This is a genomic window from Luteimonas notoginsengisoli (assembly GCF_042648885.1).
In the GTDB taxonomy this organism is placed as follows: domain Bacteria; phylum Pseudomonadota; class Gammaproteobacteria; order Xanthomonadales; family Xanthomonadaceae; genus Luteimonas; species Luteimonas notoginsengisoli.
The window spans coordinates 32,673-53,283 of record NZ_JBHRYF010000017.1 but is presented as its reverse complement, the minus strand read 5'-3'; the positions used below and the strand labels follow the sequence as shown (position 1 = coordinate 53,283).

The 20,611-nt window shown below is 65.9% G+C and carries 17 protein-coding genes; 16 read left to right on the top strand and 1 reads right to left on the bottom strand.

Annotation, left to right across the window (positions count from 1 at the left end):
- Nucleotides 1-16: 16 nt before the first annotated feature.
- Nucleotides 17-496 (bottom strand): carboxymuconolactone decarboxylase family protein, encoded by a 480-nt coding sequence (locus tag ACFOM9_RS15295; protein ID WP_386712826.1) that lies wholly within the window; start codon nt 494-496, stop codon nt 17-19.
- Nucleotides 497-842: 346 nt separating this feature from the next.
- Here ACFOM9_RS15295 and ACFOM9_RS15290 point away from each other — a divergent pair, with 346 nt between their 5' ends.
- From ACFOM9_RS15290 to ACFOM9_RS15215, 16 genes are all read left to right on the top strand, one after another.
- Nucleotides 843-1,628: an SDR family oxidoreductase gene (locus ACFOM9_RS15290; protein WP_386712823.1), complete on the top strand. Its 786-nt coding sequence runs from the start codon at nt 843-845 to the stop codon at nt 1,626-1,628.
- Complete coding sequence (locus ACFOM9_RS15285) at nt 1,603-2,211, top strand: OsmC family protein (RefSeq protein ID WP_386712820.1); 609 nt, start codon at nt 1,603-1,605, stop codon at nt 2,209-2,211. The genes ACFOM9_RS15290 and ACFOM9_RS15285 overlap by 26 nt, the downstream gene beginning before the upstream one ends.
- Nucleotides 2,212-2,215: 4 nt before the next feature.
- Nucleotides 2,216-3,523, top strand: coding sequence for a cytochrome b (locus tag ACFOM9_RS15280; RefSeq protein ID WP_386712817.1), 1,308 nt, complete (start codon nt 2,216-2,218; stop codon nt 3,521-3,523).
- A gap of 1,192 nt (nt 3,524-4,715) precedes the next feature.
- Entirely contained in the window at nt 4,716-5,240 is a 525-nt protein-coding gene (locus ACFOM9_RS15275) for a CopL family metal-binding regulatory protein (protein WP_386712814.1), read from the top strand.
- 106 nt (nt 5,241-5,346) lie between these two features.
- Nucleotides 5,347-7,206: a copper resistance system multicopper oxidase gene (locus ACFOM9_RS15270; RefSeq protein ID WP_386712811.1), complete on the top strand. Its 1,860-nt coding sequence runs from the start codon at nt 5,347-5,349 to the stop codon at nt 7,204-7,206.
- 5 nt (nt 7,207-7,211) lie between these two features.
- The gene (locus ACFOM9_RS15265; protein WP_233740735.1) at nt 7,212-8,312 is read left to right on the top strand and encodes a copper resistance protein B; all 1,101 of its coding nucleotides are present in this window, start codon (nt 7,212-7,214) and stop codon (nt 8,310-8,312) included.
- A gap of 44 nt (nt 8,313-8,356) precedes the next feature.
- Nucleotides 8,357-9,199: a c-type cytochrome gene (locus tag ACFOM9_RS15260; RefSeq protein ID WP_386712806.1), complete on the top strand. Its 843-nt coding sequence runs from the start codon at nt 8,357-8,359 to the stop codon at nt 9,197-9,199.
- A gap of 16 nt (nt 9,200-9,215) precedes the next feature.
- Nucleotides 9,216-9,734: a nuclear transport factor 2 family protein gene (locus tag ACFOM9_RS15255; protein ID WP_386712803.1), complete on the top strand. Its 519-nt coding sequence runs from the start codon at nt 9,216-9,218 to the stop codon at nt 9,732-9,734.
- Between the two features lie 14 nt (nt 9,735-9,748).
- Nucleotides 9,749-10,282 (top strand): DUF411 domain-containing protein, encoded by a 534-nt coding sequence (locus ACFOM9_RS15250; RefSeq protein ID WP_386712800.1) that lies wholly within the window; start codon nt 9,749-9,751, stop codon nt 10,280-10,282.
- A 71-nt stretch (nt 10,283-10,353) separates the two neighbouring features.
- Nucleotides 10,354-10,713: a four-helix bundle copper-binding protein gene (locus ACFOM9_RS15245; protein WP_215217995.1), complete on the top strand. Its 360-nt coding sequence runs from the start codon at nt 10,354-10,356 to the stop codon at nt 10,711-10,713.
- 136 nt (nt 10,714-10,849) lie between these two features.
- Nucleotides 10,850-13,279, top strand: a complete 2,430-nt coding sequence (locus ACFOM9_RS15240; protein WP_386712796.1) for a heavy metal translocating P-type ATPase — start codon at nt 10,850-10,852, stop codon at nt 13,277-13,279.
- A gap of 28 nt (nt 13,280-13,307) precedes the next feature.
- Nucleotides 13,308-13,766 (top strand): DUF305 domain-containing protein, encoded by a 459-nt coding sequence (locus ACFOM9_RS15235; protein WP_386712793.1) that lies wholly within the window; start codon nt 13,308-13,310, stop codon nt 13,764-13,766.
- Between the two features lie 376 nt (nt 13,767-14,142).
- The gene (locus ACFOM9_RS15230) at nt 14,143-14,565 is read left to right on the top strand and encodes a hypothetical protein (RefSeq protein ID WP_386712790.1); all 423 of its coding nucleotides are present in this window, start codon (nt 14,143-14,145) and stop codon (nt 14,563-14,565) included.
- A gap of 129 nt (nt 14,566-14,694) precedes the next feature.
- Entirely contained in the window at nt 14,695-16,017 is a 1,323-nt protein-coding gene (locus tag ACFOM9_RS15225; RefSeq protein WP_386712787.1) for a TolC family protein, read from the top strand.
- Nucleotides 16,014-17,396: an efflux RND transporter periplasmic adaptor subunit gene (locus ACFOM9_RS15220; RefSeq protein ID WP_386712784.1), complete on the top strand. Its 1,383-nt coding sequence runs from the start codon at nt 16,014-16,016 to the stop codon at nt 17,394-17,396. The genes ACFOM9_RS15225 and ACFOM9_RS15220 overlap by 4 nt, the downstream gene beginning before the upstream one ends.
- Nucleotide 17,397: 1 nt before the next feature.
- Complete coding sequence (locus tag ACFOM9_RS15215; protein WP_386712781.1) at nt 17,398-20,550, top strand: efflux RND transporter permease subunit; 3,153 nt, start codon at nt 17,398-17,400, stop codon at nt 20,548-20,550.
- Nucleotides 20,551-20,611 lie beyond the last annotated feature (61 nt).

Below are 20,611 nucleotides of genomic sequence, written 5' to 3'. Positions count from 1 at the left end.
CGGCCGATGCGGTGGATCAGGCGAGCTTCGCCTTGTCCAGGCCGAACGCCTTGTCGCGGCTGCCCGGCACGGTCCTGAAACCGATGTTGATCCGGTTCCAGGCATTGATCGACGCAACGATGAATGCCAGGTCGGACATTTCCTTTTCCGAGAGTTGCGCGCCGACCCGCTCGTAGTAGTCGTCGGCCACGCCTTGCGCCGGGATCTGCGTGAGCACTTCGGCCCATGCCAGCGACGCGCGCTCGCGCGGGTTGAACAGCGGCGACTCGCGCCATGCGGGCAGATGGAGGATGCGCAGCGGACGCTCGCCGTGGATCGTGGCCTGCTTGACGTGCATGTCCAGGCAGAAGGCGCAGCCGTTGATCTGCGAGGCGCGGATCTTGACCAGATCCTGGATCGACTCCTCGATGGTCGTCTTCTTGAACAGCGCGTCGAGCTCGACGAGCTTCCTGGTCAGTTCCGGGGATTGCTGCATGAAATCGGCGCGTTGGCTCATGTTGATGCTCCTTGAAACGGGGGAGGGTCGGGGACGACGCGAAGGCTTCGCGCCCGGGATCGACACTAGGCGGCGCCTCAATCTCGCGCTAGGCCCGCGGGCGGACGCGTGGTGTTGCGTGCTCAGAAACAGTGCCATTGCCGCGGCTGCCCCCGCCGGTTTGCGCTAGCGTCTTGCGGGCACAGTCGAAGCGCACGGGATTGGTGCGCAAAGGGCAACACCATGCATGCCGACACGAGTCTTCTGCTGTCGACGCACGCTCCCTAGCATCCCCAGGTGTTCCCGGGCACTCCCGGAAACGGAATTCCAATCGCCCTCCCCCAAACTCCAGCAGTGGAGAAACAACATGAAATTCGTAGTGATTGGTGGTACCGGACTCATCGGCAGCAAGGTCGTCTCGCGACTGGCCGGGCAAGGCCACGAGGTAGTTGCGGCGGCGCCCTCCACCGGCATCGACATCCTGACGGGCGAGGGCCTGGACGCCGCCATGGCGGGAACGGACGTGGTCATCGACCTGGCGAATTCGCCCTCGTTCGAGGACGCCGCAGTGCTCGACTTCTTCCAGACAGCAGGCCGCAACGTGCTGGGCGCCGAAGCCAGGGCCGGCGTCGGCCATCACGTGGCGCTGTCGGTGGTGGGTACCGAGAAACTGGAAGCCAGCGGCTATTTCCGCGGCAAGATCGCGCAGGAAGCGTTGATCCGCGATTCCGGGATTCCCTACACCATCATCCATTCCACCCAGTTCTTCGAGTTCCTGCCGCGCATGATCCAGTCGGCCGCCGACGGCAACACGGTGCGGCTGTCACCGGCGCTGGTGCAACCCATCGCCGCGGAGGACGTCGCCAGGGACGTGGCACGATTGGCACAGCAGGAACCGGTCAACGGCATCATCGAGATCGCCGGGCCCGAGAGCGAGTCGCTGGCCAGCCTGGCCAAGCGCTTCATGGCGATCACCGGGGATCCACGCGACGTGGTCAGCGACGTACACGCACCCTACTTCGGCGCGGAGCTCGATACCGACACCCTGATGCCTGGCGCGTCTGCCTGGCACGGCGAACTGAGTTTCGAGCGCTGGGTCGTCGATCAGCCCCGCTTCGTTCCAGCCGATGCGCCGCGCGCGCGAGCGTCCTGATGCCAGCAGTGCGCCGGCCTCGCCACTCCAGATTTCCGATCATGCCAACGGCCTTCCCGTGACCCCTTTACAGCCCCCTCCCCAGAATCTTCTGGACAAGTACCGCGGCGAGGACGCCAAGCCGATCTACACCGGCCGTGTGCGCGTGACCGGCGGGGAGGCCGCGCATGGACGCGCCTCGGGCATCGCGAGATCCGATGATGGTGCACTCGACGTCGCCATGCGCCTGCCGCTGGAGCTCGGCGGGCCGGGTGGCGGCACCAATCCCGAGCAGTTGCTGGCCGCCGGCTATGCAGCCTGCTTCCATGGCGCCTTGAGCCTGCTCGCCGCGCGTGCCGGGATCGTCCTGGTCGATGCCAGCGTGGAAGCCACTGTGACCGCGGCCCGGGACCCGGTCGACGGTCTGTTCCTACTTACGGCCGAGGCCCGGATCAGCCTGCCCGGCCTCGATCGCGCGCTCGCGGCGGAACTGGTCCGCAACACAGAACGCATCTGCCCCTACACCAAGATGTTCCGCCAAGGCATCGAGCACGTCATCGCGCTCGCCCCCGACGAGTCTGCGGCCTACCAGCGTGGGGAATGAAGCCATGGCCCTGAAGATCATCCGCCTGCATCCGAAGAATCCCCTGCTGGGCTGGATCGAGGATCGCCTGCCCTGGCTGTCTTTCGTGTCGGCCCACACCGCAACCTATTACGCGCCGAAGAACTTCAACGTCTGGTACCTGTTTGGCGCATTGGCGGGGGTGGCGCTGGTCAACCAGCTGCTCACGGGAATCTTCCTGGCGATGCACTTCAAGCCGTCCGCGGCCGAGGCATTTTCGTCGGTCGAGTACATCATGCGCGATGTGCCGTGGGGCTGGCTGATCCGCTACATGCACAGCACCGGCGCCTCGCTGTTCTTCGTCGTCGTCTACCTGCACATGTTCCGTGCGTTGCTGTACGGGTCGTACAAGAAGCCGCGCGAATTGGTCTGGGTGCTGGGGATGCTGGTGTACCTCGTGCTGATGGCCGAGGCGTTCATGGGTTACGTGCTGCCGTGGGGCCAGATGTCGTTCTGGGGCGCCAAGGTGATCATCTCGCTGTTCGGTGCGATACCCGTCGTCGGCAACGGCCTGACCGAATGGATCATGGGCGACTACCTGCCGGGCGACGCCACCCTCAACCGCTTCTTCGCGTTGCACGTGATCGCGTTGCCGCTGGCGCTGCTGTTGCTGGTGACGATCCATATCCTGGCGCTGCACGAGATGGGCTCCAACAATCCGGACGGGATCGAGATCGGCGACAGCCTCAATGCGAAAGGCGTGCCGCTCGACGGCATTCCCTTCCATCCCTATTACAGCGTCGAGGATCTGCTCAGCACGTCCGTGTTCCTGCTCGTGGGCGCCTTCATCATCTTCTTCGCCCCCACCTTCGGCGGCTGGTTCCTTGAACACGACAACTTCGTCGAGGCCAACCGCCTGGTGACGCCGGAACACATCAAACCGGTGTGGTACTTCACCCCGTACTACGCGATGTTGCGCGTCGTGCCCGCGTTCCTCGGGATCAAGCTGTGGGGCGTGCTGGTCATGTTCGCGGCAATCGCCGTGCTGTTCTTCATGCCGTGGCTGGATCGCGGAAAGGTGAAGTCCATCCGCTACCGCGGCCAGGGTTACAAGGTTGCGCTCGGCTTGTTCGCATTGTCGTTCCTGATGCTCGGCGTCATCGGCGCCGGCGTGTTCGCCCAGGCGCTCCCGCACTGGCTTGGCCACGACGTGGACGCCAACCGCATCGAGACCTGGTTCGGGCGCTTCTGGACTGCCATCTACTTCGGATTCTTCGCCTTTGTATGGACATACACGCGCTTCGGCCTGGAGAAGACCAAGCCGGTGCCGGAGCGCCTGACCTCGCACGCCTGAGGCGCCCGCCTTGTCCAGTACCGCGGGTGGCGCGCAGCCGGCCGCGAGATGGAGATCGAAGGAAATACTGGGCGGGACCAATCTTCCAATGATGGACAGGTCGAGGGACAACGTCCTGCTTTGATTCCATGCCCCAGCTATCCTCGCTCAATACGAGGTGGCGCTGGCATCACCGATCCGGATTTCCAATCCTAAACCGTGTGCAGCTCTGCAAGTGCTCGGGCCGCGGCCGCGTCAGATTCCTTGCGGAGCTCCTTTAATTTTGTCTTTCGTTTTCGAGTCGGATCCTTGCTCATGTCGGCTCCCGGCCAATAAATCAAAAGAGCGACAGTAGCGCGGCCGCGGGCCAGCTGCCATCCTCACCCCCGATAAACATCCCTAACCGCCTGCTGCGGGGCGGTCGCTTTCACCGCAGAGCCGGCATTAGGCAGAACGCGCTCGGGAGAAGCGGTCGTCTTCAGACAAGGGGCCAGTTGAGCAAGCCAGACGCGCGCCTCGTCGAGATCGAGGTTGGAGTTCGCGTAAGTCTCACGCAGCAGCTTGGGCGAAAGCAGTTCATCCCATTTCTGTCTCGCCAAGTTGCCGGCGTTAGCCAGTAATTCATCGGTTGTTGGGGCGACGGCCCCACCCCTTTCTAGAGCATCCCGAGCGACTGGAGCAGCCGCGTCGAGATTTCCTGAAGCTGCTTCTCATCAACGACGCCATTACCCAGGAACAGGTCGCCAATGAGACGGCTTGGAGCCAGACCAAGACCACGCCCCACGCGTTCACATTTCAGCTGGTCTGGGGCGGGGCCGGGATGCTCGCGCGGGCCTTGGTCAACGCACACGAGCAGCCCAGCACTGCGTCGCCAGCTTCGACCTCAACTTACCACGTGTGACCCTGCTGCCCCCGCTCAACGCGCACTTGGCATAGCCGACTTGCAACAGGTGCGATAGGGCGTTCGGCGGTTTGCCGCCCAACGCTTCCTGGCTGCTGACCAGCAGCCGCCTACTCTAGCGACTGCACCCGTACGGCTCGGTCTACCGGGAGCCGATAACGGTCTCCGTGATCGGAGCTGCACGCCAAGACTCATCCCGCGTTGGGCTCCGCGTAGGGCGGCTCTGCGTGAACGTACACGGCGGTGACCTACGTTACTGATTCCCCTAGTTAAAATGGAGCCAAGCGTCAGGAGGTCAATGGGACCATTTTCATGCGGGGCGCGCTGTACCCCGCCGCCGATACTAAGTACCTGTCGCTTGCACGCCACTCACCTGGGCTTTACGGCCATCGGTATACTTGCGGCATGCCTGCCCGCTCCATCCTGTTGCAGCTGTTCTTGATTGTCGCCTTGTTGGTCGACGGCATGGGCGTGGCAGTGGCGTCAATGCACGCGAACCACTCCACGGCGGGCATTTCGGACACCCCGGCAGATTCTGCCTCGCAGTCGGCTGCAGAGTCCAAGAAGCCCTGCCATGGCCAGCCCACCGAAGGCTCGGCTCCCCTCGAGGGGCATGCTCATGGCGGAGGCTCTCCTGGAGGGGAAGAACAGCAGTCGCCTGGCGACTGCTGCCAGACGGGTGAATGCCGCTGTGCTTGCATGCATCACTGCCAAGCCGCGGTGGTCGCGGTCGTTTTAAATGCCACGGTGCCCGAGCACACCGATAGCGTCCGGCCGATGTACTCGGCCCATGCGTCTCCTGCACTGCCTCACCTGATCCGACCTCCGATCGGCTAAGCGTCCTGCTGCGCCTTACTGGCGCGTTTCCGCCTGCCCATCTCCATGGCAGGCGAGGCATCCGCTCGCAATTCGCGCGAGCCCTCTGACGCTTTACGGAGCTTCCATGTCATCCGATTCTTTCGACCGGGTCGCCGGTGGGCTGCTTGCGCCGTCGCGCCGCCGCTTCGTGCAGGGCTTGGCCGCTGGCGGTGCCGTCGCCGCCTTGGGGTTCTGGCCCCGCTACAGCTGGGCGGTCAATGCCCAAGGCGTGCCCAACATCCTGTCGGGCACCGAGTTCGACCTGACCATCGGTGAGACGCCGATGAACTTCACCGGCGCAACGCGGACCGCGATCACGGTCAACGGTTCCGTTCCTGCGCCGCTGCTGCGCTGGCGCGAAGGCACCACGGTGAACCTGCGGGTCAGGAACGCGCTACCGCCCAACTCGATCCACGGCCATTCAACCTCGATCCATTGGCACGGAATTCTGCTGCCGGCCAACATGGACGGTGTGCCGGGGCTGAGCTTCGACGGCATCGATCGTGGCGAGACCTACCACTATCGCTTCAACGTCGTGCAGGGCGGCACCTACTGGTACCACAGCCACACTGCGTTCCAGGAGCAGGCCGGTCTGTATGGGCCGCTTGTGATCGAGCCCCTCGAGCCGGAGCCTTTCGCCTACGACCGCGACTACGTGGTCATGCTGACCGACTGGACTGATCTTGATCCGACCTACTTGTTCGCCCGGCTCAAGAAGATGTCCGATTTCGACAACTACGCCAAACAGACCGTTGGCGACTTCTTCGAAGACGTCCAGCAGCATGGGCTCACGGCCACACTCCAGAACCGGAAGATGTGGGGCGAGATGAGGATGACGCCGACCGACCTGTCGGACGTTAACGGCAACACCTACACCTACCTGATGAATGGAACCACTTCCCTGGGCAACTGGACCGGCCTGTTCCGGTCCGGCGAGAAGGTCCGCTTGCGCTTTATCAACGGATCGTCGATGACCCATTTCGACGTGCGTATCCCCGGGCTGAAGATGACGGTGGTTGCGGCCGATGGACAGTACGTGCATCCCGTCAGCGTCGACGAGTTCCGCATTGCCACCGCCGAGACCTTCGACGTGATCGTCGAACCCAGCGGGCAGGATGCCTTCACCATCTTTGCGCAGGATCTGGGCCGCACCGGCTATGTCAGTGGCACCTTGGCGGTGCGCGAAGGCCTGCGCGCGCCGGTGCCGTCGGTGGACCCCAAGCCGATCCTGACCATGGATGACATGGGGCACGGAATGATGGGCGGCATGGACCACGGAGCCACGGGCCACGACATGGCCGCGATGTCGTCAGCCGGCGCGATGGCCGGGACGCAGCACGCCGGCATGGACCACAGCCAGCACGGCACGTCGTCAATGAAGCCTGGCCCGATGGCGACGATGGACCACGGCGCAGCCGGCATGCAGCAGCACCCCGCCAGCGAGGAGGGTAATCCGCTGGTCGACATGCAGACCATGAACCCCGCGCCGAAGCTCGATGACCCCGGCATCGGCCTGCGTGACAACGGACGTCGGGTGCTGACCTACGCCGACCTGCGCAGCACTTTCCGCGACCCGGACGGCCGCGAGCCCGGTCGCACCGTCAAGTTGCACCTCACCGGCCACATGGAGCGTTTTGCGTGGTCGTTTGACGGCATGAAGTTCTCCGACGCCGAGCCGCTCCGGCTCAATTACGGCGAGCGCATGCGCATCGTCCTGGTCAACGACACGATGATGACCCATCCGATCCACCTGCACGGTATGTGGAGCGACCTGGAGGACGCCGACGGCAACTTCCAAGTGCGCAAGCACACCATCGACATGCCGCCGGGTACCAAGCGCAGCTACCGCGTGCGTGCCGACGCGCTCGGCCGCTGGGCCTACCACTGCCATCTGCTCTACCACATGGAAGCCGGCATGTTCCGGGAAGTTCAGGTGAAGGAGTGAATGCCATGAACCTGTCCACTCACGACCCACGCACTGCCCTCATGGCAGCGGCAGTTCTGCTGTCACTGGGCGCCGCGCCCGCCTGGGGCCAGGAAGTCGATCATTCCATGCACCACCCGGTCGAGCCCGCCGCGCCAGTGCAGGAGACGCCGGCGCCGCAGGATCCGCATGCCAGCCACCACATGCCGCCGCCTGCCAAGCCCGCGCAGCAGGAACCGTCGGTCGATCACTCGGTGCATGCGCCTGCCGAGTCGGCCTCTGCAACGGATGAACCGGCCGATCCCCATGCAGGACATCACATGCCAACGGCTGCTCCGCCGGCCGAACCGGTGGATCACGCCGCCATGGGCCACGGCACCGTTGTGGATGAGGACCTGCCCGCAACCGCGGCACCGCGCGACCCGATTCCGCCGGTCACACCCGGTGACCGCGCTGCTGCGTTCCCGGACGTCGGTGGCCACGCCGTCCACGACACGGCGATTCATTCGTACTGGCTGCTCGACCGGCTGGAGACCTGGGATGCCGACGACGAAGGCACAGGCGTGGGCTGGGAGGCGCTCGCCTGGATAGGCACCGACCTGAATCGCCTGTGGCTGCGCAGCGAAGGCGAGCGCGTGGGCGGCACCAATGAGTCCGCCGATGTCGAGGTCCTGTACGGCCGCGCGATCGCACGCTGGTGGGACCTCGTCGCGGGCGTCCGCCACGACTTTGGCGAGGGGCCATCGCCGACCTTCGCTGCCGTCGGCGTCATGGGCGTGGCGCCGTACAAGTTCGAGGTCGATGCCACGGCCTACTTGGGCGAGTCGGGCCAGACCGGGCTCGGGCTGGAAGCCGAGTACGAGACGCTGTTCACCAACCGGCTGATCGGCCAATGGCTGGTCGGAGCCGAAGCATGGGGCCAGGACGATCCGGAGCGCGGCATCGGCAGCGGCCTGAGCACGCTGGAAGCGGGCTTCCGCCTGCGTTACGAGTTCCACCGCCAGTTTGCGCCCTATATCGGTGTGGTGTGGGAACGCGCTTACGGCGGCACTGCTGACTACCGGCGCGAACAGTCCGACGACATAGAGGACACGCGCATTGTTGCCGGCATCCGCATCTGGTTCTAGGGGAGACCACCACCATGGCATTCGTAAAACGCAAAACTCTGATCGTGCTGGTCGGACTGTCGTTCATCGCCGTGCTGGCGATGGCGGGCTTCGTCTGGTCGGGGCTGTACAACATCGGCGCCGACGACCCGCACACGGGACCGGTCTACTCGGCACTCGAAACGCTGCGCGAACGCTCGATCAAGGTCCGGGCCAAGGAGCTGCAGGTGCCAAACCTGGAGGATCCGGCGCGGATCGTCCAGGGCTCGGGCAACTATGCCGCCATGTGCGCCGGCTGCCATCTGGCACCGGGGATGCCGGATACCGAGTTGAGCCGGGGTTTGTACCCCGCCCCGCCGAACCTGACCCGGCACATGGTCGACGCCGCCGAAGCGTTCTGGGTCATCAAGCACGGCATCAAGGCATCGGGCATGCCGGCTTGGGGCGAGAGCATGGCCGACGAGTACATCTGGAACATGGCCGCGTTCCTCCAGGTGCTGCCGACGCTCGACGAAGCCGGGTACCAGGCCATAGTCGACAGCAGCGGCGGGCATTCGCACGGCGGCGGGGAGACCCAGCCACATCCTCATGGGGAAGGCGCCGCGGCGAACCATCATGACGATCCAGCGGCAGGCGCCGCAGCGGCTGATGGTTCCGGGGGCCATGTGCATCCACCAGGCACGCCGCCCCATGATGACGCGGCGGCCAAACCGCAGACCGGCATGGATGACCACCACGGCGATGGCGGCCAGGCGCCGCACGCACATCCGCCGGGCACGGCTGCCGATCACCACGAGCCCGAGGCGCAACCGCGGATGGTCGAGCACCGCCATGCCGACGGAACCGTCGAATCACACCCTGCACCGCAAACGAATCCGGCCGACGACGGCCACGACCACGAACACTGATCACGGAGCTATGAACATGAAATCTGTCGCAACCTTTCTGGTCCTGATCCTCGCCGCGGGCGGAATCAGCACCGTGTCCGCCCAGACCGCGCCCGATGCGGCTTCGCACGCGCACCACCCGGCAGCGGCGCACCAGCCGCAGATCGACGTGCCTGCCCAAGCCGGAGCGGCCGTGGCGGTCGCCGAACGGTTCAGCGATGCCCTGGCCAGCGGCGACCTGAAAACAGTGGAAGAGCTGCTCGCCCGGGACGTACTGATCCTGGAATCGGGCGGGGCCGAACGCAGCCGCGACGAGTACCTCGGCCACCACGCCATCAGTGACGCAAAGTTCCTGGAGGGAACCCACCGCCAGTTGCTGCGGCGCCGTGCACGCACTGCCGGCGACCTCGTCTGGATCGGCAGCGAAAGCGAACTACACGCCAAGAAGGACGGCAAACCCCTGGTGCTGCTCAGCGCCGAGACCATGGTGCTCCGGCAGACACCGGAGGGCTGGCGGATCGCCCACATCCATTGGTCGTCACGGACCAAGCGTTGAAAGCCGGAGGACCCATGAAAACGCGTCTATTTCTGCGTAATGCGGGGTTGGCGATTGCCTTCGCGACCCTGGGCGCCTGTGCCCAAGCGCCATCGGCGGCGCCATCGGCAGCTCCACCAGCGATCGAAGCGGAAGCCCAGCGGGCACCCGCTTCCGTGAACAACGCCATGGGCTTGCCGCTGATGATCGTGCACAAGAGCCCAAGTTGTGGCTGCTGCGGTTCATGGGTGGAGCACGTGCGGCAGGCCGGGTTCGCAGTCGAGGTGCGCGAAGCCGACAACCTGCAGCCCGTCAAAGAACGGTTGGGCGTTCCCTATGGCAAGGGCTCATGCCATACCGCGGAGATCGCCGGCTACATGATCGAAGGCCATGTGCCGGCCACAGACATCAAGCGGTTACTGGAGGAGAAGCCGGACGCAATTGGCCTGGTGCTTCCCGGCATGCCGATGGGCTCCCCGGGAATGGAGATGCCCGACGGGCGCCAGGAGCCCTACACGGTTGAGATCGTCAATCGCGATGGTACGACCGAACCGTTCGCACAGCACTGACAGATCCGCGCAATAGGGGGCGGTGATGCGGGCACGCCGATTTTATGCCCGCTTGGAAGAAGGAGCATCACATGACTCACCATTCCGCTGCTGATCGGCCTCAGGCGATGAACGATTGCATTGACAACTGTGTCCAGTGCCATGCGATCTGCCTGGAGACCATCAACTACTGCCTGACCAAAGGAGGCGCACACGCTGCACCAGAACACATCAGCCTGATGGCCACCTGCGCCGACATTTGCGCGACCAGCGCCGACGCGATGTTGCGCGGCTCCAGCGTGCACAACGTCATCTGCGGCGCCTGTGCCGAGATCTGCCGCCAGTGCGCGGCGGACTGCGAGTCCATGGGTGACGACGCGCAGATGAAGCGCTGCGCCGACATCTGTCGACGGTGTGCCGAAAGCTGCGCTGCCATGGCGGCCGCTGCCTGACCCACCGCGGAGGGTCGGCCCGCAAGGGCGGGCCCTTCGCAAGGGTTGAGACCTGGCTCCGGGTTCAAGCCAAGCCATCGTTTTCGGCATGGCGCGCTCGCGACCGACCACACTCTTCCGTTGAACGAGGTCCTGCATGAACGCATCGACGCACTCCCATGGCCATGAGCAGCCGAACGCTGGCGATCACGGCGGTGCCGCAGAGCCGAAGCCGACGAACTTGGCCGTCGATCCTGTGTGCGGGATGCAGGTGGACCCGCAAACGACGCCGCACCACGCAACACACAACGGGTCGCAGTTCCACTTCTGTTCCGGCCGATGCCGCGAGAAGTTCACCGCTGATCCCGAACGCTACCTCACGCCGCAACAGGCTCCTCCGGTCGACGCGACCGCCACCTACACCTGCCCGATGCACCCGGAGATCAGGCAGCAAGGTCCCGGGAACTGCCCGATCTGCGGCATGGCGCTCGAGCCTGAAATGCCCAGCCTGGAGGACGAAGACAACCCCGAGCTCCGCGACTTCTCGCGACGCTTCTGGTGGACGTTGCCACTGACGCTGGCGACGCTGGTCCTGGCGATGTTTGGCCGCTACCTGCCGCGGCTGGACCTGTTCGGCCAGGAGGTCCTGCCGCTGCCCATGGGCACCCAGACGTGGGTCGAACTGGTCCTGAGCACTCCGGTCGTACTGTGGGCCGGATGGCCATTCTTCGTCCGTTGCGTCCAGTCCATCCGCAACCGCAGCCCGAACATGTTCACGCTCATCGGGATCGGCGTGGCGGCGGCATTCGGCTACAGCGTGGTGGCGACGGTCGCACCAGACCTGTTTCCCGCCTCGTTCCGGGAGCATGGACGCGTCGGCGTGTACTTCGAGGCCGCAGCCGTGATCGTGTCGCTGACGTTGCTCGGGCAGATCCTCGAGTTGCGCGCACGCTCCAAGACTTCCGCCGCAATCAAGGGGTTGCTCGGCCTTGCGCCGAAGGAGGCCCGACGACTCAACGACGATGGCTCCGAAGAGGACATCCCGCTGACCCACGTCCACGTCGGCGACCGCCTGCGCGTCCGCCCAGGCGAGAAGGTGCCGGTCGATGGCGAGGTGATCGAAGGACGCTCCAGCGTTGATGAATCGATGTTGACGGGCGAGCCGATCCCGGTCGAGAAGACGGTAGGCGCCAGTGTCATCGGTGCCACCCAGAACGGCACCGGCGCGCTGGTCATCCGTGCCGGCAAGGTCGGGTCGGATACGGTGCTGTCGCAGATCGTGCAACTGGTCGCGCAGGCGCAACGCTCGCGCGCGCCGATGCAACGCATGGCCGACAAGGTCGCCTTCTGGTTTGTCCTGGCCGTGCTGGCCGCGGCGGTGCTCACGTTCTTCGTCTGGGGCCTGTTTGGCCCGGCACCGGCGTGGACATTCGCAGTGCTCAACGCGGTCTCGGTGCTGATCATCGCCTGCCCGTGCGCTCTTGGGCTTGCGACACCGATGTCGATCATGGTCGCCACCGGGCGGGCGGCGCAGGCAGGCGTGCTGTTCCGCGATGCCGAAGCAATCGAGCAGATGCGCCAGATCGACACGTTGATCGTGGACAAGACCGGCACCCTGACCGAAGGCCGGCCTACCTTCAAGGAGGTGGTGGCTTTCGAGGGCTACCGGGACGAGCAAGTGCTGCAGCTCGCCGCGAGCCTCGACCAGGGCAGCGAGCATCCGCTGGCGGATGCGATCGTCGCCGAAGCGCGGCGTCGGGACCTCCGCCTCGATAACGTCGAGGGATTCGACTCCGTCACCGGCATGGGCGTGCGTGGCAGGGTCGCCGGCCAGGATCTCGTGCTGGGCAATACCGCGCTGATGCAGGAGATCGGTGCCGATGTCGAGCGCCACGTCGACGTCGCCGAACGGCTCCGTGGCGAGGGCGCGAGCGCCATGTTCCTGGCAGCGGACGGGCGGCTTGCCGGTGTCATTGCCGTGGCGGACCCCATCAGGCCGTCCACCGCTGCAGCGATCCGAGAACTGCAGGCGGCCGGCGTGCGAATCATCATGGCTACTGGCGATGGGCTCACCACCGCCCGCGCGGTGGCCGCGGAACTCGGCCTTGACGAGGTGCATGGAGAAGTGCGGCCGCAGGACAAGGCCGACCTCGTGCAGCGCCTCAAGAGCGAAGGACACCGGGTGGCGATGGCCGGAGACGGCATCAACGATGCGCCGGCGCTGGCCGCGGCCGACGTCGGTATTGCGATGGGCACCGGTACGGACGTCGCAATGTCCAGTGCCCAGGTGACCCTGGTCAAGGGCGATCTGCGAGGAATCATGCGCGCGCGGATGATCTCGGAATCGACCGTGTCCAACATGAAGCAGAACCTGACCTTCGCGTTTCTGTACAACGCGCTTGGCGTGCCGATCGCCGCTGGCGTGTTGTACCCGGTGTTCGGGCTGCTGCTGAGCCCGATGATCGCGGCGCTGGCGATGAGCCTGAGCTCGGTCTCGGTGGTCGGCAATGCGCTGCGGCTCTCCCGCTCGCCACTCCGGGGCGCCAGCGACTCCAACCCTCCCCGCGAAACAACATCCGCCACCTAGTACGACCACGTAGAAAGGAGAAACCGCCATGCCGAAGTACGCCAGGTTCGGGCTCATGATCGCCACCTCGACGGTGGTCATGTTCGGGTTGATGTACCTCAATACCTACCAACTCGATCACGTCTCTTTCAGCGAAACCCGCGTGTACATGGCTTTTGTCATGGGCGCCACCATGGGCGTGATCATGCTGCTCTTCATGCTGGGCATGTACCAGAACAGGAAGCTCAACACGGGAATCCTGCTCGGTTGCGCGTTGGTGTTTGCCGGGGCGTTGTGGCTGATGCGCAGTCAGGCAACCGTCCAGGACGTGTCGTATACGCGAGCGATGATTCCGCATCACTCCATTGCGATCATGACGAGCGAACGGGCCAACATTTCCGACCCACGGGTGCGTGAACTGGCCGATGAGATCATTGCCGCCCAACGCCGAGAGATCCGGGAGATGGAGGCGCTGATCGCGGATCTGGAACAGCGCAGCACCGAGTGAGTACGCCGGTTCGGCTCGATCAGTGTCAAGTACTGGCATGAATTCCAAGTATTTGCCGACGCTTTGGGCTAAATGACGGAGTAACATCCTGATCATGCATTTTCGCAGCCGCCACCGCTTACGGATCGCCCTCGCGGTCCTGCTGTGCCTCCTGTTCCAACAGGTGGCAATGGCGGCTTACGCGTGCACTCTTCCAACCACGCCTTTGTCTTTTTATGGCTCCGATGGTGGCGGCGCTGGCAATGAGCCTGAGTTCGGTATCGGTGGTGGCCAATGCACTTAGTCCTGCCAAGTCGCCGCCGGACCCGCCCTTGGGCTTGGCCAAGGATTGACTTGGATCAATTGCGTCTGTCCCGGTAAGAGGCAAGCTCACGTCATGGTCCGCATCCGCCATCGGAATTGGTTCCGGCGCACCGTCCTCCTCGCGATGGCGGCGCTGCTCTGGTCCCAGCTTGTGCTCGCGGGCCATGGCGACTGCCTGGATCTCCCAGGCACGCCGGCGGCGTTTGTCGCTGCTGCCACCGACACCCGGCACGACCATGGCCACGGCTGCGAGGCGGAGCTCCCCTCGGCGAGTAAGGCACTGTGCGACGCGCACTGCACCGAGGGTGACCTCTCGGCGGACAGTGGGCGCATCCCTTCGATTCCGCCGCTGCTGGCCGAAGCATGGCTCTCCTGGCTTGCGATCGCCGCGATTGCGGATGCTTCACCAAGTGTCACGGCCACATGGCTGGATTCACCGCCCAGGCCCGCCTGGCACCGACCTACCGCCCATCCAGCGGCGCTTCTGCTCATCTGATGCCCGGACGCTGACTGCTCCGCACGTCTGTGCGGCGCAGTCCTGTGCGTTCGCGCCGTGGCTGCGTCACGGCATGTGTTCCTGCCCTCGTCCGAGCGACTTCCGTCGCGTCGGCCAAAGGACACTGATATGGCATCCCTGTTCGACCGACTGCAGGCCAGGCGCCTGCGACCCCGCCCTCTGTTCCGCCGTCGACCACCACTCTGGCACCTGCCTGCCTGCGTGCTCGCCGGCGCCTTGTGGATGCTGGCGCTGCCCGTTACCGCAACCGAACCCGTCCCAGGGCACAGCCTCGAGTCGATCCGCGCCTGGGTCCTCGAACACAACCCCGAGCTGCGGGCACTGGACTTCGAGGCCCAGGCCGCCGAAGCACGGATTCTGCCGGCGGGCGCCCTGCCCGACCCGATGGCTTCCGTTGGATTCCGCGGCCTGGATCCGGACAAGCCCTGGCGCAGCGCCGGTGCCGACCGCGAAGTCGACTACGCGCTGCGCCAGCGCTTCCCGCTCTGGGGCAAGCGCGGCTTGGCGCGGACCGGGGCCACCCAGGACGCGGTCGCGGTCGGGCTAGACCGCATCACCACGGCGCGCGACCTGCTGTCCGATGCCGAGGCGGCCTACGCACGCTACTGGCATGCCGATCAGGCCGTGGCCGTGCTCGATCGCCGCATCGCCCTGCTCCGCCAAGTCGAAGAGATGGCCGGCGTGCGCTACGCCCTGGGCCGCGCGGCGCAGCAGGATGCCATCCGCGCCCAGGTCGAGCAGACCAGCCTGCAGCGCGAGCGGATCGAACGCCTCGCGGCCAAGCAGGAGGCGGCCGCCACCTTGAACGCGGTGCTGGGGCGCCGGTCCGATTCACCGCTGGCGACCCCCGATGAGGCGCCGCGCCTAGTCGTTCAAAGTGCCTCCCTGGCCGAAGCATTGGATGGCGCCGACGCGCACCCCGCGGTCCGCTCACAGCAGGCCCGCGCCGAAGCCGCGCGCACGAACGTGGTGTTGGAGCGTCGCAACCGGTTCCCGGACATCACCGTGGGCGTGGGTGCGATGCAGCTCGGCAACGGCATCGAAAGCACCGAGCTGATGCTGGAGATCGAGATCCCGTTCCAGCAGCGTGCACGCCGCGAGCGCGAGCGCGAATCGCGCCTGCTCGAAGACGCGGCGCTGGCGCGCATGGACGCCACGCTGCGGGCCGTGGAGGAACGCGGCGCCTCCGCCTGGGCGCGGTGGACGAGCGCACGCGAACGCCGGCAACTGATCGAGAACACGCTGCTGCCGCAGGCCGACGCCACCTGGCAGTCCGCGCTGGCCAGCTACCAGGTCGGCGAAGTCGACTTCGGGACGCTGCTGGAAGCACTCAATCAATGGCAGGGCGCCGACCTCGCACGGGTCGATGCACTGCGTGACGAACTGTTGGGCGCCGCCGCCGTGCGCGCCATCGAAGGAGATATCCGATGACCCGTGTCCAGACCCTGTCGCTCGCCATCGGCGTCGCACTCGCCGCTCTCACCGTCGGATGGGTGGCCGGCCGCGCCACGAACGATTCCACGACCGCAACCACGTCCGCCGAGGCGCCGGCCGCGGAACGCAAGGTGCTCTATTACCGCAATCCCATGGGCCTTCCGGACACCTCGCCAGTGCCCAAGAAGGACTCGATGGGTATGGACTACGTCCCGGTCTATGCCGACGATGCACCGCCGGCGGCACCGGGCACGGTGGTGCTGCCGCCGGACAAGGTGCAGGCGCTGGGCGTGCGCACCGAAGCGGTCAAGCGGGGGGCCCTGGCCGCCACCGTGCGCACCAGCGGCACGGTCGAGGTCGACGAGACCCGGCAGTACGCGATCGCGCCCCGCTTCGAAGGCTGGGTGGAGCGCCTGTACGCGAACCAAACGGGCATGCGCGTCCGCGCCGGGCAGCCGCTGCTGTCCGTCTACAGCCCGCAGCTGGCGACGGCGCAGCAGGAATACCGGCTCGCCGACGAGACCGCCCGCAGGCTCACCGGGTCCGATCCCGCGAGCGCGGCGTCGATGGTCCGCCTGCGCGATGCCGCCCGCACCCGCCTGCGCAACTGGGAAATCAGCGATTCGCAGCTGGGCAAGACCGGACTGGTCCTCACGGCGCCCGCGGACGCGGTCGTGATCGAGAAGCCGGTGGTCCAGGGCGCACGCTTCGAGCCCGGCGAAACCATCCTGCTGCTGGCCGACCTGTCGACGGTGTGGGTGATCGCCAAGGTGCCGGCGGCGCAGGCCGCGGACATCAGGGTCGGCCAGCCGGCCCGCTTTGAAACCGTGGCCCTGCCGGGCCAGGTGGCCGAGGGCGAAGTCACCTTCGTGCAGCCCGTCATCGATGCGATGACACGCACCGTGGACGTACGCATCGCGCTGCCCAATCCCGATGGCGACCTGCGGCCGGGACTCTACGGGACGGTGCTGCTCGAGGAGCCCGGGGCCGGCCCGGTCCTGAACGTGCCGCGCTCGGCGGTGCTCGACAGTGGCACACGCCAGGTGGTGCTGGTCGAGACCGGTCCCGGTCGCTTCGCACCGCGGGACGTCACGCTGGGGCGGCGCGGCGGCGATCGCATGGAGATTCTGGATGGGGTCACCGAAGGCGAGCAGGTCGTGGTCTCCGCCAACTTCCTGATCGACGCCGAAAGCAATCTGCAGTCCGCACTTCAGGGACTTGAAGGTCACGCAGGACATGGGGCGCCCTCGGGCACCAGCGAGGATCCGCAGCCCGAGTCCGGCGGTGGCGAAGCCGCTGATCCGCACGCGGGTCATTCGATGCCGGCCACCCCTGAGGAGGCTCCGCCCTCCGCCACCGGCCACGAGGGGTACTGACATGCTTGCCCGCCTCATCGAATGGTCGGTCCGCAACGTCTTCCTGGTCCTGGTGATGACACTGGCGATCGTCGCCGGCGGCATCTACGCACTGATGAACACGCCACTGGACGCACAGCCGGATCTGTCGGACGTGCAGGTGATCGTGTTCACCGAATACCCGGGACAGGCGCCCCAGGTGGTCGAGGACCAGGTCACCTACCCGCTGACCAGCGCTCTGCTCTCGGTTCCGAAATCGAAGGACGTCCGCGGTTTCTCGTTCTTCGGCGCCTCCTTCATCTACGTCATCTTCGAAGAAGGCACCGACCTGTACTGGGCGCGCTCACGCGTGCTGGAAAACCTCAACGTCGCGTCGAAGAACCTGCCGGCTGGCGTGGCACCGGCGCTGGGACCCGATGCCTCGGGCGTGGGCTGGGTCTACCAGTACGTCCTGAAAAGCGACCGCCACTCGCTGGACGAGTTGCGTGCCATGCAGGACTGGTACCTGCGCTACCAGCTCACCACCGCGCCCGGCGTGGCCGAGGTCGCCAGCGTCGGCGGCTTCGTGCGCCAGTACTCGATCACGGTGGATCCGGTCCGCCTGCGCGAGTTCGACATCCCGATCTCGCGGGTGTCCGAGGTGGTCGCCGCTAGCAACCGCGACGTTGGCGGCCGCGTGATCGAAATGGCCGAGACCGAATACATGGTGCGCGGCCGCGGCTACCTGCGCGGCAGCGAGGACATCGAGAGCCTCGTGCTGCGCGCCGAAGGGGGCGCACCGGTGCTGATTGGCGACGTCGCCAGGGTCGAACTGGTGCCCGACGAGCGTCGCGGCATCGCCGACCTGGACGGCGAAGGCGATGTCGTGGCCGGGATCGTCATTGCGCGCTTCGGCGAGAACGCTCTGGCCGTGATCGGCGGGGTGAAGGACAAGATCGCGGAACTTGCACGCGGCCTGCCCGAGGGCGTCAGCGTCCAGACGGTCTACGACCGGTCCGACCTCATCGTGCGTGCGATCAAGACGCTGCGCACGACATTGCTCGAGGAGAGCCTCATCGTCGCGCTGGTCTGCCTGCTGTTCCTGTTCCATGCGCGCAGCGCACTGGTCGCGATCGTCATGCTGCCGGTCGGCGTGCTGGTCGCAGTGATCGCGATGCGTGCGCTCGGCATGAACTCCAACATCATGAGCCTGGGCGGCATCGCGATCTCGATCGGCGTAATGGTGGACGCGGCGATCGTGATGATCGAGAACGCACACAAGCACATCGAGCGCTCCGACGGCTCCCGCAGCCGAGCCCAGCTGATCATTGATGCCTGCCGCGAGGTCGGGCCGGCGTTGTTCTTCAGCCTGATGATCATCACCGTCTCGTTCCTTCCGGTGTTCGCCCTGGAGGCGCAGGAAGGCCGCCTGTTCAAGCCGCTGGCCTTCACCAAGACCTTCGCCATGGCCGGTGGTGCGCTGCTTTCAGTGACCTTAGTGCCGGTGCTCATGCTCCTGTTCGTGCGCGGCAAGATCATGCCCGAGCAGAAGAACCCGGTGAACCGGTTCCTGGTCGCGGCCTATCGGCCCGTGATCGACGTCGTGCTGCGGCACCGCATGGCCACGATCGCGATCGCGCTCGTTGCCCTGTTCGCCAGCTTGTGGCCGGCGTCACGCCTGGGCAGCGAGTTCATGCCCACGCTCAACGAGGGCACCCTCCTGTACATGCCCGCATCGCTCCCCGGCATGTCGGTGACGAAGGCCTCCGAACTGCTGCAGCAGCAGGACCGGATCATCAAGGGCTTCCCGGAGGTGGAGTCGGTGTTCGGCAAGGCGGGCCGTGCCCTGACGGCCACCGATCCCGCACCGCTGGAGATGTTCGAAACCGTCATCAACCTCAAGCCCGAGGACGAATGGCGCGACGGCATGACCACCGACAAGCTCATCGCCGAAATGGACGCGGCGCTGAAGTTCCCGGGCGTCGCAAACTCCTGGACGATGCCGATCAAGGCACGTACGGACATGCTGGCCACCGGCATCCGCACGCCCGTGGGCATCAAGCTCTTCGGCAACGACCTGAAGCAGCTGGACGCCCTCGCCACCGAGATCGAAGCGGTGGTGCGCGAAGTGCCGGGGACGACCAGCGCGTTCGCCGAACGTCTGACCGGCGCCTATTATCTCGACATCACGCCGGACCTGCCCAGCCTGGCGCAGTACGGCGTGACCCTGGGCGAGGTGCAGGACGTGGTCGCGGCCGCCTTGGGCGGCGAGATCGTGACCACCATCCTGCAGGGCCGCGAGCGCTTCAGTGCGATCGTGCGCTATCCGCGCGAGTTGCGAGACGACCCGCACCGGATCGGCAACCAGGTCCTGGTGCCCGTGCCCGGCGGCGCGCAGGTGCCCCTCGGCGAGTTGGCGCGAATCGAGGTCACGAAAGGGGCACCGAGCATCCGCACCGAAAACGCGATGCTGGCGGCCTACATCTACGTCGATACGCGTCAGAGCGATCTCGGCCGTTACGTGAAGGCCGCGCAGGATGCCGTCGCCGAGCAGGTGCAGTTCCCGCCCGGCTACTACGTGACCTGGAGCGGTCAGTACGAGTACATGCAGCGCGCCGCCGAGAAAATGCGCGTCGTCGTCCCGGTAACCCTGGCGCTGATCTTCCTGCTGCTGTACCTCAACTTCCGCCGCGTCACCGAGTCGCTGATCGTGATGCTGTCGGTGCCGTTCGCGCTGGTCGGCGGCGTGTGGCTGATGTGGATGCTCGACTACAACGTCAGCGTCGCGGTGATCGTGGGCTTCATCGCACTGGCCGGCGTTGCCGCGGAAACCGGCGTGGTCATGCTGATCTACCTCGACCACGCGCTCGAAGCGCGGGCCGTGCGGCGCCAGGCCGAAGGCCGCTCGCTGGATGCACGCGACCTCCGCGAGGCGATCGTCGAAGGTGCGGTCGACCGCGTGCGCCCCAAGATGATGACCGTGGTCGCGATCATGGCCGGCCTGCTGCCGATCATGTGGAGCAGCGGCACCGGCTCGGAGGTCATGCGCCGCATCGCCGCGCCGATGGTGGGCGGCATGGTCTCGTCCACGATGCTGACCCTGGTGGTGATTCCGGCGCTGTATTCGCTGATCAAGCAGCGGCAGTTGGCCAGGAAGCGGCCAATATCCGCTGCGCTGCCGGCGGACATGTCGTGATTCGGCCGACCTTCAGCGCGCCGGCCGCCTGGTTACGGATGGAGGTGTGTCAGTCGAGCTT

Bases quoted from the DNA above. Each gene is read 5' to 3' on its own strand.
- ACFOM9_RS15275 (WP_386712814.1), top strand. From the start codon at position 4,716: ATGCGGGGCGCGCTGTACCCCGCCGCCGATACTAAGTACCTGTCGCTT.
- ACFOM9_RS15280 (WP_386712817.1), top strand. From the start codon at position 2,216: ATGGCCCTGAAGATCATCCGCCTGCATCCGAAGAATCCCCTGCTGGGC.
- ACFOM9_RS15240 (WP_386712796.1), top strand. From the start codon at position 10,850: ATGAACGCATCGACGCACTCCCATGGCCATGAGCAGCCGAACGCTGGC.
- ACFOM9_RS15265 (WP_233740735.1), top strand. From the start codon at position 7,212: ATGAACCTGTCCACTCACGACCCACGCACTGCCCTCATGGCAGCGGCA.
- ACFOM9_RS15285 (WP_386712820.1), top strand. From the start codon at position 1,603: ATGCGCCGCGCGCGCGAGCGTCCTGATGCCAGCAGTGCGCCGGCCTCG.
- ACFOM9_RS15255 (WP_386712803.1), top strand. From the start codon at position 9,216: ATGAAATCTGTCGCAACCTTTCTGGTCCTGATCCTCGCCGCGGGCGGA.
- ACFOM9_RS15245 (WP_215217995.1), top strand. From the start codon at position 10,354: ATGACTCACCATTCCGCTGCTGATCGGCCTCAGGCGATGAACGATTGC.
- ACFOM9_RS15220 (WP_386712784.1), top strand. From the start codon at position 16,014: ATGACCCGTGTCCAGACCCTGTCGCTCGCCATCGGCGTCGCACTCGCC.
- ACFOM9_RS15215 (WP_386712781.1), top strand. From the start codon at position 17,398: ATGCTTGCCCGCCTCATCGAATGGTCGGTCCGCAACGTCTTCCTGGTC.
- ACFOM9_RS15270 (WP_386712811.1), top strand. From the start codon at position 5,347: ATGTCATCCGATTCTTTCGACCGGGTCGCCGGTGGGCTGCTTGCGCCG.
- ACFOM9_RS15225 (WP_386712787.1), top strand. From the start codon at position 14,695: ATGGCATCCCTGTTCGACCGACTGCAGGCCAGGCGCCTGCGACCCCGC.
- ACFOM9_RS15235 (WP_386712793.1), top strand. From the start codon at position 13,308: ATGCCGAAGTACGCCAGGTTCGGGCTCATGATCGCCACCTCGACGGTG.
- ACFOM9_RS15295 (WP_386712826.1), bottom strand. From the start codon at position 496: ATGAGCCAACGCGCCGATTTCATGCAGCAATCCCCGGAACTGACCAGG.
- ACFOM9_RS15250 (WP_386712800.1), top strand. From the start codon at position 9,749: ATGAAAACGCGTCTATTTCTGCGTAATGCGGGGTTGGCGATTGCCTTC.
- ACFOM9_RS15230 (WP_386712790.1), top strand. From the start codon at position 14,143: ATGGTCCGCATCCGCCATCGGAATTGGTTCCGGCGCACCGTCCTCCTC.
- ACFOM9_RS15290 (WP_386712823.1), top strand. From the start codon at position 843: ATGAAATTCGTAGTGATTGGTGGTACCGGACTCATCGGCAGCAAGGTC.